This is a genomic window from Rhodococcus gannanensis (genome assembly GCF_042681175.1).
Classification (GTDB): Bacteria; Actinomycetota; Actinomycetes; order Mycobacteriales; family Mycobacteriaceae; genus Rhodococcus_G; species Rhodococcus_G gannanensis.
Genome location: NZ_JBHUFB010000020.1, coordinates 349,598 through 364,340 on the forward strand (window position 1 = coordinate 349,598; position 14,743 = coordinate 364,340).

The window sequence follows — 14,743 nt, forward strand, 5'->3', positions numbered from 1 at the left end:
TAGTTGGGGCTACCGGAAGTGCGCACGGGCGCGCAGCGCCTCCAATATCTCTTCCCGGGCCGTGGTCCGCGGCACTCGCGCAGCCTCCGCGAGTGCCGCGTCCACCCGTTCCGACCCGAGCTCGGCCCTGGCCCGGTCCAGGTGCAGCGAGAGCTGCATCGACGGGAAATCCTGCCGCGGTGCGACTCTCGTGGCCAGCGCCAGCAGACGAAGCCCCGACTCGTCGCCGAGTGCGACGTCGTGGCTGCCGATCGCGCAGGCCACGGCACCGGTCTGCGGCAGGTCGGCGTGGCCACCCGGTCCGAGGTCGCCGAGGACACGGGTCAGGAACCTGTCGACGGTGGCGGTGATCTCGCCGGGCCGCCCAGCCAGCACATGCGCGTCGACGACCGCCGCCAGCACCATCGACGCGAACGGATCGGCGGCACCCGGCTCCCCCGACATCCCCGCCAGTTCCAGGGCGTGCCGGTAGCCGCGCAGGCCCGCGTCGACGTCGCCGGAGGCGAGGTCCAGTTCCGCGCGACTCACTGCGACCGACGCCTGCCCGCCGCGCGCCGGCCCGATCGGCACCTCCTCGACCATCGCCAACAGCGGTGCGGCCCGATCGAGTTCGCGACGCGCCTCGTCGAGCCGTCCGAGTCCGACGAGGCAGCCCGCGGTGTAGCTGTACAGGGTCACCGACTCGTCGAACGCGTGCAGCCCACGCATCATCTCGGCGGCCTCGCGGTAGTGCTCGAGCGCTGCCTCGTACCGGGCCGTCTGCGCCTCGAGGCTGCCGAGGTGCTGGCAGACACTGGCCGTCGTCCACGTTTCCCCCGCCTCCCTCGCCAGCCGCAGCGCCGCCCGCGCGTCGACGGCGGATCCGCGTAGGTCGCCCATGTTCTCGCGCAGGTTCGCCCGGGACAGCAGCGCGATCGTCCGGACCGGGCCGTCACCGTCATGCACCGCTCTCGAGAGCATCCGCGCCAGCCCGTACCCGCCGACGCGACTCGCGACCAGCGAGGCGCCCAGCGCCACGACCGGGTCGAGATCGTCACGGGTGCGGACGATGTCTCGCAGCCGCACCCGCGCGCCGGCGAGGGTGCGGACGTCGCCGGAGAATGCGGAGTGCGCGCCGATCAGCAGGTACGACACGGCCAGCGCGTTGCCCGGCGCATCCGCCGACGACGCGCGCAGGTCCAGCGTCCGCAGCCGCGTCGACCACACCGAGACCTCGGAGTGCGCACCGCGCAACGACCACGACGCCGCCAGCACCGGGAACACCGACAACGCGGTCGGGACTTCCCGCGCGGCGAGCGCCTGTCGCAGTGCCGCGACGAGGTTGTCGTGCTCTGCCTCCACCCGGTGCGTGACGGCGAGCTGATCGCCGTCGAGGAATCCGCGCAGCGCTCCGAGTGCGAATTCCGCTGCCCAGGTGCGCATCCGGGCGGCGACCTCGTCGCGCTCCGCGGCGTCTGCGAGCGCGAGCTGCTCCTCGCCGAACTCGCGGACCGTCTCCAGCATGTGGTAGCGGAGGTCGCTGCCGTTCTCCACGACGGTGAGCAGCGACTGGTTCACCAGCCCCTCGATCGCGGCGACGACGTCGTCCACGTCGCCCCACTCCCCCACGGCGATCGCGGCGTCGAGCGTGAATCCGCCGGGGAACCGGCACAGTCGGCACAGCGCAGCCCGCTGCGGGAGGTCGAGGAGGTTCCAACTCCAGTCGATGACGGCGTGCAGCGTCCGATGCCGCTGCGGCGACGTCCGGTCTCCGGCGCGCAGCAGCGCGAACCTGTCGGCGAGCCGCGTGTTGATGTCCTCCACGGTCATCGTCCGGACCCGCGCGGCGGCCAGTTCGATCGCGAGCGGCAGACCGTCCAGGGTGCGGCACAGTCGCGCCACCTCGGCGTCGTCCAACTGCACGGACGGCCGCACCGAGCGCGCCCTCACGCGGAACAGTTCCGTTGCGGGAGAGCTCTTCTCGTCGACCGCGAGCGGCGGGAGCGGGTACACCGCCTCGGCGGTGATCGCCATCGGGGCGCGACTGGTGGCGAGCACCGTCAGCTGGTCGGTCGCCGCCACCAGATCGGCGACCACCTCGGCGACGTCGTCGATCAGGTGCTCGCAGTTGTCGAGGATCAGCAACGATGGCCGTGAGCCCAGCGCGTCCCGCAGCCGGCTGCGGGCGTCGTGGACCCGCACCCGGGTGAGGTCGGTGCCCGGCGCGAGCTCCACCTCACCGACACCGAGCGTCGCACTGATCGCGGCGACCACGTCCGCGCCGCTGCGCAATGCGGCGAGCTCGACCAGGGTGACCGCGCGTGTCCCGGAGGCGCGGCGGCCCAGTTCGTGTGCCAGCCGGGTCTTCCCGGTTCCGCCGGGACCGAGCACGGTGACCACCCGGCCGGAGGCCAGCAGGTGCTCGACCGCCGAGAGGTCGCCGTCCCGCCCGATCAGGGGGTTCGGAGCGGCTCGTAACCCGATCGCGGAGCCCACAGGACCCGGCAGGCTCGGCGCGTCCGATTCGATCACCACCGGCTGGGGAACCGCCGCGGTACCCGTCAGCAGGGCGGTGTTCACCGCGACCAGTTGCGGCGACGGGTCCGCACCCAGTTCCTGCGCGAGACGCGCCCGCAGGTCCGCGAACACAGCAAGGGCCTCACCGGTGAGCCCCGCCTCGGCCAGCGCCAGCATGAGCTGCCCGTGCGCCTGCTCGTCGAGCGGGCGCCGCGCCGCCACGGACCGGGCCAGCGGAAGCGCCTGCCGCGCTTGACCGCCCGCCACCAGCGCCGCCAGCTCCACCGCGTCGAGGGCGTCGGCGCGTGCGGCGGCCTCGGCTTCGAGGCCCTCGGCGAGCTCGCCCGCAGGCAGGTCGCCGCCCGGATCACCGCGCCAGAGCGACCGCGCCCGTCGGGCGGTGTCGACGGCGCTCCGGTGGTCGCCGTCCGCGTGCGACTGTTGCGCCTGCTGTTCGAGCGCCCGCACCAGCGTCAGGTCCACCTGCGCGCGGGTCAGGGTCAGCCGGTAGCCGGCGGGACCGCTCTCGACAGCGCCGTCGGGGAGGACGCCGCGCAGGCGCGAGATCTGGGTGTGCAGTGCGTTCGCAGGCGAACGGGGCGGATCGTCGCCCCACACGTCCTCGATCAGCGCGGCAGCACTGCGGAAGCTACCGGGGCGGCGGGCGAGGGCGACGAGCAGGCTGCGGGCACGCGAGCCCGCGACGACGGCGAGGTCGCCGCCGCGCCGCGTCACCACGGGACCGAGCAGTCCCACCACGACTCCCGCGGGCGCGTCCTGAGCGAGGTCGATCGAATCGGGTTGCACCGGCGCTCATGCTAGTCCCGCGGCACGGCCGCCGGTTCGACCGCCGGTCGCGGGCTGCGCCGGCCCCTGGTGCAAGGATCGGAGCATGGCTTCAGTTTCCGAGTGGATCGAAGGCGCGCGTCCGCGCACGCTGCCGAACGCGATCGCCCCCGTCCTCGTCGGCACCGGTGCGGCCGCGTCGATCGACGGGGCGGTCTGGTGGAAGGCACTGCTCGCCCTCGTCGTCGCGGTCGCACTCATCGTCGGGGTGAACTACGCCAACGACTACTCCGACGGCATCCGCGGCACCGACGACGAGCGCGTCGGTCCGGTACGGCTCGTCGGGTCGCGTCTCGCCTCGCCTGCGGCGGTCAAGCGGGCCGCGTTCGCGTGCTTCGGGGTCGCGGCCGTCGCCGGTCTGGCGCTGGCGATCGCATCGGCATGGTGGCTGATCCTCGTCGGCGCCGGATGCATCCTCGGCGCCTGGTACTACACCGGAGGGAAGAAGCCCTACGGCTATGCCGGCCTCGGCGAGATCGCGGTGTTCGTCTTCTTCGGGCTCGTCGCCGTCCTCGGCACGCAGTTCGTCCAGGCCGACCGCGTCGACTGGGCGGGCCTGGTGTCCGCGATCGCGATCGGGTCGTTCTCGTCGGCGGTCCTGGTCGCGAACAACCTCCGCGACATCCCCACCGACACGGAGTCCGGCAAGGTCACCTTGGCCGTCCGGCTCGGCGACTCCCGCACCCGGATCCTGCACCTGGTCCTGGTGGCGGTGCCGTTCGTGATGACGCTGGTGCTCGTCGCCCGCACCCCGTGGGCGCTGCTCGGCCTGCTCGCGCTGCCACTCGCCGCCAAGGCGAACGCCCCGGTCCGGTCGGGTGCGCAGGGCATGGCCCTGATCCCCGCCCTCGCCGCGACGGGCGCGGCCATGCTCGTCTGGGGCGCTGCCTCCGGTCTCGCACTCTGGATCGGCTGACCTACAGCGCGGAACACACGAAGGGCGCCAGTCCGGCGTAGACGTTGTCGAGCGGGTTCGCGTCCGGGGCGCTCCCGTACGTCACCGCGCCCACCGGGTTGAGCACGAGCGCATTGGCGAACGTGTCGTCGTCGAACGTCACCGACGCGCCCGGTTCCAGGACCGGAACGGTGTTGTCCGCCGTGAACGACGGCAGCACCGCGACGCGGGCGACGACGTCCCGGACGGGCGCTCCGCCGACGTTGGCGACGGTGGTGAAGACGTGCGCGGTCGTCCGCCAGTCCGCCGGGCCGGTGCCCGTGGTCCGGCACCCGTACCCGACCTCGATCCTGAGGTCCGAGGTGCCGGTACTCCCCTGTGCCGCCGCGGGCGCGACGCCCGCCACCGTCAGGGCGAGCCCCGCCACCGCCACCAGTGACACACGTCCGATTCTCGTCACCACGACCTCCGATCCCGTCGATGTTGTATCGGAGGTCGGCCACCACTCGTTTCGAGCGCGCTCAGTCCTTGGCGCTGGGTACCAGCGCGGTGAGGACGAAGTTGACCACCGAGATGATCAGCGCACCCCAGACCGCGGTCCAGAATCCGTCGACCGAGATCCCGAGGCTGGTGGACTCGGTGATCCACGCGGTGAGCATCAGCATCAGGGCGTTGATGACCACCGTGAACAGGCCGAGGGTGAGGATGAGCAACGGCAGCGACAGCAGTTGCACGATCGGTTTGACGAAGGCGTTCACCACGGTGAACACGAGGGCGACGAACCCGATCACGAGCCACTGGTTCCCGTCCTCGCGGGTGGCGATGTCGATCCCCGTCACCCATTCGGACGCCAGCCAGATGGCGATCGCGTTGATCACCAGACGCAACACAAATCCCATGGCGCCCATGCTGGCACAGCGCTAGACATAAGAGGTGATTCGCCCTGCCAACGCTGTGGACCTGACGTACCTGCCCGGGATCGAGGTCGCCGCGGGCGAGCCGTTCCGGACCCTGGGGATGACCGCCGTCGCCGACGACGACCCACCCACCCGCGCCGAACTCGAACACGCCCTGCACGCGGGGCGGCTGTGGGTCGCGACCGCGTCCGGCCCGACGCCGGTCGGGTACGCGATCGCGGACGTCATCGACGGCTGCGGTCACGTCGAGCAGGTGTCGGTGGATCCGCGTTGGGCAGGCCGCCGGCTGGGGGCCGCTCTGATCGACGCGATCGAGGAGTGGGCACGGGCCCTCGGTTACGACGTGCTGACGCTGACCACGTTCGCGGAGGTGCCGTGGAACGCGCCGTACTACGGGCGCCTCGGGTTCGAGCCGATGGCCGACCGGGACATCGGACCGGAACTGCGCGCGGTCCGCGTCCGGGAGGCAGCACACGGCCTCGACGTCTGGCCACGGATCGCGATGCGTCGTCGCCTTCGGCCGGCCACCGCGGGCTGAGCGCTCAGGCGGCCTGGTCGAGGATGCCGACGACGACGCCGCGCAGCTCGGTGGGCGACACGTGCCGCTCGATCACGGCGGCCACGGTCGGATCGCCGCCGCGCAGCAGCCCGAGTACGAGGTGGTCGGCCCGGATCGACTTGTCCTTGCGAGCAATCGCCTCACGCAACGCGAGCTCCAGCGTCTTCTTCGCGCTCGCGGTGAACGGGAGGTGGCCGGTGCGCCGGGAGAACCAGCCACGCCTGTCGTCCGTCGCACTGTCGAACGCGGCACCGTCGAACGCGTCCGCTCCGAAGTTGGCCTCGACGGACTCGCGGACCGCGTCCAGGTCGATTCCGATGGACCGCAACGCTTCCGCGTCCTGTTCCCCGAGCGGTTCGTCGGCGAGGTCGGCGCGGACGGCGTCGACGGTGAGCCCACGTTCCGCGCAGGCGCGGCCGAGCGGGGTGTCCGCTCCCGCGACGAGGACGCCGAGCAGGACGTGCACCGGCTCGATGCGCGTGGCACTGCGGTCCCGCGCCTCGGACTGCGCTGCGAGGACCGCGGTGCGCGCCTCGTCGGTGAATCGTTCGAACATCTCAGCTCCTTCTCCGATTGTGCTTCTGGTGCACGGCCTGCCTGCTGACCTCGAGTGCGTCGGCGATCGCCTGCCAGGACCAGCCCTGGTCCCGAGCGCTCTGTACCTGCACCGCCTCGAGTCGTTCCAGCAGTCGGCGTAGCGCGAGCACGGCTCGCAGTCCGACCTTCGGGTCGGGGCTGCCTGCCGCTGCCGCGAGATTCGTCGCCTCCGTCATGCCTGTCAATCTAAATTGACAGCGCGTCGATGTCAAGGAAAGTTGACACGGCTACGGTGGTCGGAACCGAACGAGGAACTCACGAGGAGAAACACATGGCACTGTCGAAGACGGCCGTATCCGCGCTCGCCGCAGGCGGACTCGTCGGCGGATACGCCGCGGCCCGGGTGACCGGTGTGCGACCGCTCGGCGGCGTGGTCCTCGCAGGCGTCGGCGCGGTCTGCGCAACCAACTGGGCGCGCACCTCGGGTTCGGCCCGCACCGCCGTGCTCGTCGGCACCTACCTCGGCGCATTCGGCGGCTCGCACCCGCTGGCGAAGAAGATCGGCGCGTGGCCGTCCGTCGGCGCTGTCGCCGCGGGCACCGCCCTCGCCTCCCAGGTCATCAGCAAGGGCTGACGAACGACGGCAGCGGTGCCGCCCGGGTGGGCGGCACCGCTGCCGGTGTCACGAGAACGCGGGCGTCAGGACCCGAACTGCGGCGTGATGTGCGCGACGATCGTCTTGATCGCACCGTTCTCGATCGTGAACGTCTCGTCGATCCGCACGGTCAGCAGCGTCGTGCTGCCGAATCCGGCGTCGAGCAGGAACCGCGCCGCGACCTCGTTGCCCTGCTCGGACAACTCGAGCTCGCGGATGCCCTGGATTACCCGGTACTGCGGCCCGTGGTCGAGATCCCACCGCAGCTGGGCACCGTTGAACCCGGTCTTCAGGCCGGCCTCGACGCGGGTGGCGTCCGGCGCGAACGACACCGCCGACGCGTCGTGCGTGACCAGCGCGTCGATGTAGGCGCGGGCGATGGCCTCCTGTTCGGTGTCGACGCGACTCGGGTCTGCCGACACCGCGGGACCGGCAGCTGCGGGGCCGGCGGTCATGACGAGGGCTGTGGTGACCGCGGTCGCGGCGAGTGCGGCCAGGGCGAAGGTACGGATGCGCATGTCCCGAACCCTAGCGAGAACACGTTCCAGAGGGGAGGGGGAATCGTCGAATCGTCCCGCACCCGTCCACCGGGTGCGGGACGATGGACGCGAAGGATCGCGTTCCGGGGCTCCGCCCGCACGGACGGCACCCCGAGGGACCCGCCACCGCACCGTTGCCGAACTCGATCGGACCGGACGTCATGCCCATCCAGTTTCTCCGCCTCACCGCCGCCGGAACCGCCGTCGCCGCCCTGTTGCTCGGGTTCTCGACCCCCGCACATGCCACGCCTGCCGAGGGCGTCACCGCCGAGACCCTCGCCGAACTCGAGCTGGCACCCGAGCTGGTGCCGCCCCCACCGGCCGGCCATCCACCACTCCCGGACGAGGTCGAGGGCACGCTCCGGCGCATCGAGATCGCGCCCGGCGGCAGCACCGGGTGGCACCACCACAACGGCCACGTCCAGGGCCTGATCGTCTCCGGAACCCTCACCCGAGTGTTCCCCGACTGCACCCGGGCCGACTCCCCCGCCGGCTCGTGGGTCACCGAGCAACCCGGCGGCGACCACGTCGGGCTCAACCTTGGCACCACTCCGCTGATCATGCTCGTCACCTATGTCCTCCCGGACGACGAGCCGTTCGCCGAGGACGGCCCCGCGCACTGCGAGTGACCCGTCCGCCCCGCCGCTCGGGATTGTCGGAGCCGGGCCGTACGTTGCACCGAGCACACGTACGGACGAGCGGAGACGACCATGACGACGAGCGGGGCGCGACGATGAGTATGGAGTCGGTCGCCTGGAACTCGATGTACCGCATGATGAACGCCCAGGACGACCGCAGGCCGTTCTCGATGGCGACGGTGCGGCGCATCCTGACGTTCGCGCGGCCGCATCGCCGCGCGATCGCGCTGTTCCTGGTGGTCAGCGTCGCCAGCGCAGCGCTGGCAGTCGCGACTCCGGTGCTGGCGGGACGGGTCGTCGACGCGATCGTCTCGGGCACCGACGCATCCGTCGTGGTGTGGCTGGCGGTGGCCATCGCCGTCATCGCGGTGGTCGAGGCGTCCCTCGGGCTGTACAACCGGTACCTCTCGTCGAACATCGGCGAGGGCCTGATCCTCGACCTGCGCACCACGGTCTTCGATCACGTGCAGAAGATGCCGATCGCGTTCTTCACCCGCACCCGCACCGGCGCCCTCGTCAGCCGCCTGAACAACGACGTGATCGGCGCGCAACGGGCGTTCAGCGACACCCTGTCCGGTGTGGTGGCGAACCTCGTCACTCTCGTGTTGACGCTGGTCGTCATGCTCGGCATCTCATGGCAGATCACCGTCCTGTCGCTGCTGTTGCTTCCGGTGTTCGTGCTGCCCGCCCGCCGGATCGGCGCACGGATGGCAGTGCTGCAGCGGGAGGCGGCGAACCACAACGCCACGATGAGCACTCAGATGACCGAGCGGTTCTCCGCGCCCGGCGCCACCCTGGTCAAGCTGTTCGGCCGGCCCCGCGAGGAGTCGGCGGAGTTCGAGGTCCGCGCGCACCGCGTCCGGGACATCGGCGTCCGGACCGCGATGACGCAGTCCGCGTTCGTCACCTCGCTGACGCTGGTGTCGGCGCTGGCGTTGGCCCTGGTCTACGGGCTCGGCGGCTGGTACGCGCTCCAGGGCACGCTCGAACCGGGTTCCGTCGTGGCGCTGGCACTGCTGCTGACCCGCCTCTACGCGCCGCTCACCGCGCTCGCCTCGGCGCGCGTCGAGGTGATGAGTGCACTCGTCAGTTTCGAGCGGGTCTTCGAGGTGCTCGACCTGAAGCCGTTGATCGCCGAACCCGCCGACCCGAAGCCGCTGCCGGAGGGACCGCTGTCCGTCGAGTTCGACCACGTGCGGTTCGCCTACCCGGCGGCCGACCAGGTGTCGCTGGCGTCGCTGGAGGAGGTGGCGACCCTGGACAGTCGCGGCGGTGTGGAGGTGCTCCATGACGTCTCGTTCCGTGCCGAGCCCGGTCAGATGATCGCGCTGGTCGGATCGTCCGGAGCGGGGAAGTCGACGATCGCGCAGCTGCTGCCGCGCCTCTACGACACCGGATCGGGAGCGGTCCGGTTCGGCGGGGTCGACGTCCGTGACCTGTCGGCCGACGCGATCCGCGGCGCCGTCGGCATGGTGACCCAGGACGGGCACCTCTTCCACGAGTCGATCCGGGCGAACCTGCTGCTGGCCGGGCCCGCCGCGACGGAGGCGGAACTCTGGGAGGTACTTCGACGAGCACGCCTCGACACCCTGATCCGGTCGCTTCCGGACGGGCTGGACACCGTGGTCGGCGAGCGCGGATATCGGCTGTCCGGCGGTGAGCGCCAGCGTCTGACCATCGCGCGACTGCTGCTCGCCCATCCACGGGTGGTGATCCTGGACGAGGCCACCGCGCACCTGGATTCGACGTCGGAGGCGGCGGTGCAGGAGGCCCTCGGCGAGGCGTTGGCCGGCCGGACGTCGGTGGTGATCGCGCACCGGCTGTCGACCATCCGGGCCGCCGACCAGATCCTGGTCGTCGAAGACGGCGGGGTCGTGGAGCGGGGCACCCACACCGAACTGCTCGCCGCGGGCGGACGGTACGGCGAGCTCTACCGGACCCAGTTCGCGGACACCGACGAGCAGTCCGCCGCCGCACGGTGACGCCGGGCGGGCGTCAGCTCGCGGTCCAGCGTCCGGTCGCGGCGAAGGTGTCGAGGACGGCGGTCGGTCCGGTGAGGTCGAAGCCCTGCTCCCGGACCCAGCCGTCGTCGAAGTAGGTGTCGGCGTAGCGTTCGCCGCCGTCGCAGATCAGCGTCACCACGCTGCCCGTGCGGCCGGCGGCGATCATGTCGGCGAGCACCGAGAACGCTCCCCAGAGATTGGTGCCGGTCGAGCCGCCGACACGACGACCGAGGACGGTACTCGCGTGCCGGGCCGCGGCGATGGACGCGGCGTCCGGGACGGTGCACATGCGGTCGACCACCTGTCCGACGAAGGACGGTTCGACGCGCGGCCTGCCGATGCCCTCGATCCGCGACGGCATGCCGGTCTGGTAGTCGCACGAGCCGGTCTCGTAGCCGCCGATGAACGCGGAGTTCTCGGGGTCGACGACGAGGAGCCTGGTCGCGTGACGCCGGTAGCGAATGTAGCGGCCGATCGTCGCGCTGGTGCCGCCGGTGCCCGCGCCGACCACCACCCAGTCGGGGACGGGGTGCCGTTCGAGCCGCATCTGCTCGAAGATGCTCTCGGCGATGTTGTTGTTGCCACGCCAGTCGGTCGCACGCTCGGCGTGCGTGAACTGGTCCATGTAGTGGCCGCCGACCTCGTCGGCGAGCCGCTGGGCCTCCGTGTAGATCTCGGAGGGGCGGTCGACGAGGTGGCAGCGCCCGCCCTGCGCCTCGATGAGCGCGAGCTTTGCGGGACTCGTCTTCCGCGGCACCACGGCGACGAAGTCGAGGCCGAGCAGCTTCGCGAAGTACGCCTCGCTGACCGCGGTGGATCCGGACGACGCCTCGATCACCGTCGTGTCCTCGGTGATCCAGCCGTTGCAGATCGAGTAGAGGAACAGCGACCGGGCCAGGCGGTGCTTGAGGCTGCCGGTGATGTGCGTCGACTCGTCCTTGAGGTAGAGCGCGACGTTCCAGTCCTGGGGCAGCGGGTAGCGCAGCAGGTGGGTGTCGGCGCTGCGCTGGGTGTCCGCGTCGATCAGCCGGACCGCGGTGTCCACCCAGTCCCGCGGGCCGCTGCGATCGACGACGGTCGGGGTCACTTGTCGCCGCGCAACTTCGACCGGAGTTCGTCGCGGTCCTGGCGACGCTGGGCGTCCACGGCGGAGATCTGCTCGTTGACCTGCAAGCGCAGCTTCTTGAACAGCACGAGCGACAGCGGCATCGCGATGATGACGGCGAAGATCGCGGCCACGAGGAGCGGCACCTGGGCGTCGACGAGGGTGCTGACGCCGAGGATGATCGCGGCGATCACCACGACCAGGCCGAGCCGGGCGAGGGTGTAGATCGCGAGGTTGCGGGCGAGCTTGCCCTTGGGGTTGGACGGGGCGGAACCAGGGGTGGGCGTATCAATCACGCTCCCAGGGTACCGACCTCGACTTATGCGGCGCCGACTGCCGGACTTGACCGATTTGCGAATTACCTCCCCTTTACCGAACTTAGACGGTTCGAGTACCCGAGGGGTCGGGTGCCACGATGTGCGCACTGTCGTCCGACTCGCTACACGGAGGGTTTCGATGAGCGTCCCCGCGTTCCACGCCACCCAGGAATCACTGCTGACCCCTGGCCAGGTGGCTGCCCTGTTCCACGTCGATCCCAAGACTGTGACGCGGTGGGCGCACGCCGGACGACTCGGATCGCTCCGCACTCCCGGCGGACATCGCCGCTTCCGCGAGTCCGAGGTCATGGAACTCCTGCGCTCGCTGACCACCGAGGCAACCGTTCGCTGACGCGTCCGCCGACCCGTCGGCACCCACCGCCCACGCGCAGGCGGCTCTAGTCCGGTTCGGGCGGCGTCTCCGCCCCGTCCCGCTCATCGCGGTCCGCCCACTCGAGCAGCGACGCGATGTCGAACACCGCGTCGTCGATCCCGGCATGCAGGTCGCCCAGACGGGCGAACCGCTCGGGCATCGTCGCGACGGTGAAGTCGGCAGGCACCGCGTCGGCCAATTCGTCCCAGCGCAGCGGCGCGGACACCCGGGCCTCGGGGACACCCCGCACCGAGTAGGCGGCGGCCATCGTGTGGTCCCGCGCGTTCTGGTTGTAGTCGACGAACAGCGCGGCCTGATCCCGGTCCTTGCGCCACCAGGTCGTCGTCACGTCGGCGGGAGCGCGGCGTTCGACCTCGCGCGCGAAGGCCAGCGCCGCGCGCCGGACGTCCCCGAAACCGTGTTCCGGCGGTATCCGCACGTAGACGTGCAGTCCGCGGCCGCCCGACGTCTTCGGCCAGCCGACCGCGCCGAGCTCGTCCAGCACCTCGTGCACCACCCCCGCGACGCGCAGGATCCGGTCCCAACCGCAGTCGGGCATCGGATCGAGGTCGATGCGCCACTCGTCCGGCTTCTCCACGTCCCCACGCCTGCTGTTCCAGGGATGGAACTCGACCGTCGACATCTGCACGGCCCAGATCACGTCGGCGAGCTCGGCGACGCACAGTTCGTCGGCGTTCCGGTCGTACCGCGGGAAGTGCACACGGACGGTGTGCAGCCAGTCGGGCGCACCGCGCGGCACCCGCTTCTGGTGCACCTTCCCGCCGTCGAGCCCGTCGGGGAAGCGGTGAAGCATGCACGGCCGGTCGCGCAGGGCTCGGACGATGCCGTCGCCGACCGCGAGGTAGTAGCGGGCGAGATCGAGTTTGGTGGTCCCGAGGTCCGGGAAGTACACGCGATCCGGGTGCGAGATGCGCACGGACCGGTCGCCGACCTCGACGGAGGTGGCGTCGCGGGAGCCGGTGGCGGCCATGCCGCTCAACCTATACCCCGATCTCGGCTCTCGCTGGGCGGGAACTCGTCCTCGAAACGGCCCGAGTTCGTGTAATACTGCAACACGTTCTACCCGTTCGTGTCGTGATCCGGGCGGGTTGCCCCTGCAGATGAGGACGTTGATGAGCGACGCGACCCCCGCGGTGCCGGGCTGGTTCACCACCGGTCCCGCACCGGCCCTGATCGGTACCTCGTGCCGTTCGTGCGGCACGATCTCCTTCCCCCGCGAGACCACCTTCTGCAAGAACCCGGCCTGCTCGGGCGAGGAGTTCGACGACGTCGAGCTGTCGCGCCGCGGCCGGGTGTGGTCCTACACGGACGCCCAGTACCAGCCGCCGGCCCCGTACATCCCCAATTCGGACCCGTACGTGCCGTTCGCGCTGGCCGCCGTCGAACTCCCCGAGGGCCTCGTCGTCCTCGGGCAGGTCGCGGACGGCTTCGGGGTTGCCGACCTCAAGGTCGGCAACGAGGTGGAGCTGGTCGTCGAGACCCTCTACACGGACGAGACGGGTGACCGCACCATCTGGCGCTGGAAGCCGGTCACCAGCACCGCAGCAGAGAACGGAGCCCAGGCATGAGCGGCAAGAACGATGTGGCGATCCTCGGCGTCGGCATGCACCCGTGGGGCAAGTGGGGCCACTCGTTCGTGAAGTACGGCGTCGCCGCGGCCCGCACCGCCCTCGCCGACTCGGGCGTCGACTGGCAGGACGTCGACCTGATCGTCGGCGGCGAGACCGTCCGCAACGGCTACGGCGGCTACGTCGCAGGCGCCACCTTCGCGCAGGCCCTCGGCTGGAACGGCGCCCGCGTCGCGACGTCGTACGCCGCGTGCGCGACCGGCGCCCAGGCTCTGGACACCGCCCGCGCGCGCATCCTGGCCGGACTGTCCGACGTCGCGCTCGTCGTCGGCGCTGACACCACCCCGAAGGGCTTCCTCGCCCCGAACGCCGGTGAGCGCTGGGACGATCCGGACTGGCTGCGGTTCCGCCTGATGGGCATGACCAACCCGGCGTACTTCGCGCTCAACGCACGCCGTCGCATCGACCTCTACGGCGCGACGAGCGAAGACTTCGCCGCGGTGAAGGTCAAGAACGCCCGGCACGGCCTGAGCAACCCGAACGCCCGATACCGCAAGGAGGTCGTCGCGGCCGACGTGCTTGCCTCCCCGGTGGTCGCGGACCCCCTGCACCTCCTCGACATCTGCGCGACCTCCGACGGCGGCGCCGCGATCATCCTGACGTCGATGGAGTACGCCCGCAAGAAGGGCATCGTCGATCCGGTCCGGATCAAGGCGATCTCGACGGTCACCCCGACGTTCCCGCAGACCGTCATGGACATGCCGAACTTCTCGACGGAGTCGGCATCGGCGGTGCCCGCCCCGGAGCGCACGTTCAAGGAGTCGATCGGCGACGCCGCGTACGAGGAGGCAGGCATCTCCCCGGAGGACATCGACGTCGCCGAGGTGTACGACCTGTCGACCGCTCTCGAGCTGGACTGGATCGAGGACCTGTCGCTGTGCAAGCGCGGCGAGGCCGAGCACCTGCTGCGTGCCGGTGACACCTCGATCGGTGGCCGGATCCCGGTCAACCCGTCCGGCGGCCTGGCGTGCTTCGGCGAGGCCGTCCCCGCTCAGGCACTGGCCCAGGTGTGCGAACTGACCTGGCAGCTGCGCGGCCAGGCCGAGGGCCGTCAGGTCGAGGGCGCCCGGATCGGCATCACCGCCAACCAGGGCCTGTTCGGTCACGGCTCGTCCGTCATCGTCTCCGCCTGACCCCTCCCGTTCCCCTACTGAAGGCTCCTTTCACGCGGTCCACCCGCATGAAAGGGGCCTTCAGCCATGTACCCCGGACGC

At 71.0% G+C, this 14,743-nt stretch carries 17 protein-coding genes; 8 read left to right on the forward strand and 9 right to left on the reverse strand.

Annotated elements, in window-relative coordinates; translation table 11 throughout:
- Nucleotides 1–9 precede the first annotated feature (9 nt).
- Entirely contained in the window at nt 10–3,303 is a 3,294-nt protein-coding gene (locus tag ACFSJG_RS22455) for an AfsR/SARP family transcriptional regulator (RefSeq protein ID WP_378487441.1), read from the reverse strand.
- A gap of 85 nt (nt 3,304–3,388) precedes the next feature.
- Here ACFSJG_RS22455 and ACFSJG_RS22460 point away from each other — a divergent pair, with 85 nt between their 5' ends.
- Nucleotides 3,389–4,258, forward strand: coding sequence for a 1,4-dihydroxy-2-naphthoate polyprenyltransferase (locus tag ACFSJG_RS22460; RefSeq protein ID WP_378487442.1), 870 nt, complete (start codon nt 3,389–3,391; stop codon nt 4,256–4,258).
- Nucleotide 4,259: 1 nt separating this feature from the next.
- On the opposite strand, the gene ACFSJG_RS22465 is transcribed toward ACFSJG_RS22460, so the two are convergent.
- Together ACFSJG_RS22465 and ACFSJG_RS22470 are read right to left on the reverse strand one after the other, a co-directional pair.
- Nucleotides 4,260–4,697, reverse strand: a complete 438-nt coding sequence (locus ACFSJG_RS22465) for a hypothetical protein (protein WP_378487443.1) — start codon at nt 4,695–4,697, stop codon at nt 4,260–4,262.
- Nucleotides 4,698–4,758: 61 nt separating this feature from the next.
- On the reverse strand, nt 4,759–5,136 hold the full coding sequence (locus ACFSJG_RS22470) for a phage holin family protein (RefSeq protein WP_378487444.1): 378 nt from the start codon (nt 5,134–5,136) through the stop codon (nt 4,759–4,761).
- Nucleotides 5,137–5,170: 34 nt separating this feature from the next.
- On the opposite strand from ACFSJG_RS22470, the gene ACFSJG_RS22475 reads away from it, so the two are divergent.
- Entirely contained in the window at nt 5,171–5,692 is a 522-nt protein-coding gene (locus ACFSJG_RS22475) for a GNAT family N-acetyltransferase (RefSeq protein ID WP_378487445.1), read from the forward strand.
- A 4-nt stretch (nt 5,693–5,696) separates the two neighbouring features.
- Here ACFSJG_RS22475 and ACFSJG_RS22480 read toward each other — a convergent pair whose 3' ends face one another.
- Together ACFSJG_RS22480 and ACFSJG_RS22485 are read right to left on the reverse strand one after the other, a co-directional pair.
- Nucleotides 5,697–6,269 carry a Clp protease N-terminal domain-containing protein gene (locus ACFSJG_RS22480; RefSeq protein WP_378487446.1) on the reverse strand — a complete coding sequence of 191 codons (573 nt, stop codon included), beginning with the start codon at nt 6,267–6,269 and terminating at the stop codon, nt 5,697–5,699.
- 1 nt (nt 6,270) lies between these two features.
- Nucleotides 6,271–6,486, reverse strand: coding sequence for a helix-turn-helix domain-containing protein (locus tag ACFSJG_RS22485; RefSeq protein ID WP_378487447.1), 216 nt, complete (start codon nt 6,484–6,486; stop codon nt 6,271–6,273).
- 95 nt (nt 6,487–6,581) lie between these two features.
- Here ACFSJG_RS22485 and ACFSJG_RS22490 point away from each other — a divergent pair, with 95 nt between their 5' ends.
- Nucleotides 6,582–6,884 carry a hypothetical protein gene (locus ACFSJG_RS22490; protein ID WP_378487448.1) on the forward strand — a complete coding sequence of 101 codons (303 nt, stop codon included), beginning with the start codon at nt 6,582–6,584 and terminating at the stop codon, nt 6,882–6,884.
- Between the two features lie 65 nt (nt 6,885–6,949).
- On the opposite strand, the gene ACFSJG_RS22495 is transcribed toward ACFSJG_RS22490, so the two are convergent.
- On the reverse strand, nt 6,950–7,423 hold the full coding sequence (locus tag ACFSJG_RS22495; RefSeq protein ID WP_378487449.1) for a DUF8021 domain-containing protein: 474 nt from the start codon (nt 7,421–7,423) through the stop codon (nt 6,950–6,952).
- An 83-nt stretch (nt 7,424–7,506) separates the two neighbouring features.
- Between ACFSJG_RS22495 and ACFSJG_RS22500 the strand changes: the two genes are divergently transcribed.
- A complete protein-coding gene (locus tag ACFSJG_RS22500; protein ID WP_378487450.1) occupies nt 7,507–8,073 on the forward strand; it encodes a cupin domain-containing protein in 567 nt (188 codons plus the stop codon).
- 104 nt (nt 8,074–8,177) lie between these two features.
- Nucleotides 8,178–10,064, forward strand: coding sequence for an ABC transporter ATP-binding protein (locus ACFSJG_RS22505; protein ID WP_378487451.1), 1,887 nt, complete (start codon nt 8,178–8,180; stop codon nt 10,062–10,064).
- A 13-nt stretch (nt 10,065–10,077) separates the two neighbouring features.
- On the opposite strand, the gene cds1 is transcribed toward ACFSJG_RS22505, so the two are convergent.
- Nucleotides 10,078–11,172 carry an L-cysteine desulfhydrase Cds1 gene (gene cds1, locus ACFSJG_RS22510; protein ID WP_378487452.1) on the reverse strand — a complete coding sequence of 365 codons (1,095 nt, stop codon included), beginning with the start codon at nt 11,170–11,172 and terminating at the stop codon, nt 10,078–10,080.
- The gene (locus ACFSJG_RS22515; RefSeq protein WP_378487453.1) at nt 11,169–11,486 is read right to left on the reverse strand and encodes a DUF4229 domain-containing protein; all 318 of its coding nucleotides are present in this window, start codon (nt 11,484–11,486) and stop codon (nt 11,169–11,171) included. Before ACFSJG_RS22515 ends, cds1 begins: the two co-directional genes overlap by 4 nt.
- 160 nt (nt 11,487–11,646) lie before the next feature.
- On the opposite strand from ACFSJG_RS22515, the gene ACFSJG_RS22520 reads away from it, so the two are divergent.
- Entirely contained in the window at nt 11,647–11,859 is a 213-nt protein-coding gene (locus ACFSJG_RS22520; protein ID WP_378487454.1) for a BldC family transcriptional regulator, read from the forward strand.
- Between the two features lie 46 nt (nt 11,860–11,905).
- Here ACFSJG_RS22520 and ligD read toward each other — a convergent pair whose 3' ends face one another.
- Complete coding sequence (ligD, locus tag ACFSJG_RS22525; protein WP_378487455.1) at nt 11,906–12,871, reverse strand: non-homologous end-joining DNA ligase; 966 nt, start codon at nt 12,869–12,871, stop codon at nt 11,906–11,908.
- A gap of 142 nt (nt 12,872–13,013) precedes the next feature.
- Here ligD and ACFSJG_RS22530 point away from each other — a divergent pair, with 142 nt between their 5' ends.
- Nucleotides 13,014–13,469, forward strand: coding sequence for a Zn-ribbon domain-containing OB-fold protein (locus tag ACFSJG_RS22530; protein WP_378487456.1), 456 nt, complete (start codon nt 13,014–13,016; stop codon nt 13,467–13,469).
- Entirely contained in the window at nt 13,466–14,662 is a 1,197-nt protein-coding gene (locus tag ACFSJG_RS22535) for a lipid-transfer protein (RefSeq protein WP_378487457.1), read from the forward strand. Before ACFSJG_RS22530 ends, ACFSJG_RS22535 begins: the two co-directional genes overlap by 4 nt.
- Nucleotides 14,663–14,743: the final 81 nt, after the last annotated feature.

What these genes read in the sequence shown, in the direction of transcription:
- ACFSJG_RS22460 (WP_378487442.1), top strand. Translation starts at nt 3,389, where the DNA reads ATGGCTTCAGTTTCCGAGTGGATCGAAGGCGCGCGTCCGCGCACGCTG.
- ACFSJG_RS22470 (WP_378487444.1), bottom strand. Translation starts at nt 5,136, where the DNA reads ATGGGATTTGTGTTGCGTCTGGTGATCAACGCGATCGCCATCTGGCTG.
- ACFSJG_RS22480 (WP_378487446.1), bottom strand. Translation starts at nt 6,269, where the DNA reads ATGTTCGAACGATTCACCGACGAGGCGCGCACCGCGGTCCTCGCAGCG.
- ACFSJG_RS22485 (WP_378487447.1), bottom strand. Translation starts at nt 6,486, where the DNA reads ATGACGGAGGCGACGAATCTCGCGGCAGCGGCAGGCAGCCCCGACCCG.
- ACFSJG_RS22490 (WP_378487448.1), top strand. Translation starts at nt 6,582, where the DNA reads ATGGCACTGTCGAAGACGGCCGTATCCGCGCTCGCCGCAGGCGGACTC.
- ACFSJG_RS22495 (WP_378487449.1), bottom strand. Translation starts at nt 7,423, where the DNA reads ATGCGCATCCGTACCTTCGCCCTGGCCGCACTCGCCGCGACCGCGGTC.
- ACFSJG_RS22500 (WP_378487450.1), top strand. Translation starts at nt 7,507, where the DNA reads ATGGACGCGAAGGATCGCGTTCCGGGGCTCCGCCCGCACGGACGGCAC.
- ACFSJG_RS22505 (WP_378487451.1), top strand. Translation starts at nt 8,178, where the DNA reads ATGAGTATGGAGTCGGTCGCCTGGAACTCGATGTACCGCATGATGAAC.
- ACFSJG_RS22520 (WP_378487454.1), top strand. Translation starts at nt 11,647, where the DNA reads ATGAGCGTCCCCGCGTTCCACGCCACCCAGGAATCACTGCTGACCCCT.
- ligD (WP_378487455.1), bottom strand. Translation starts at nt 12,871, where the DNA reads ATGGCCGCCACCGGCTCCCGCGACGCCACCTCCGTCGAGGTCGGCGAC.
- ACFSJG_RS22530 (WP_378487456.1), top strand. Translation starts at nt 13,014, where the DNA reads ATGAGCGACGCGACCCCCGCGGTGCCGGGCTGGTTCACCACCGGTCCC.
- ACFSJG_RS22535 (WP_378487457.1), top strand. Translation starts at nt 13,466, where the DNA reads ATGAGCGGCAAGAACGATGTGGCGATCCTCGGCGTCGGCATGCACCCG.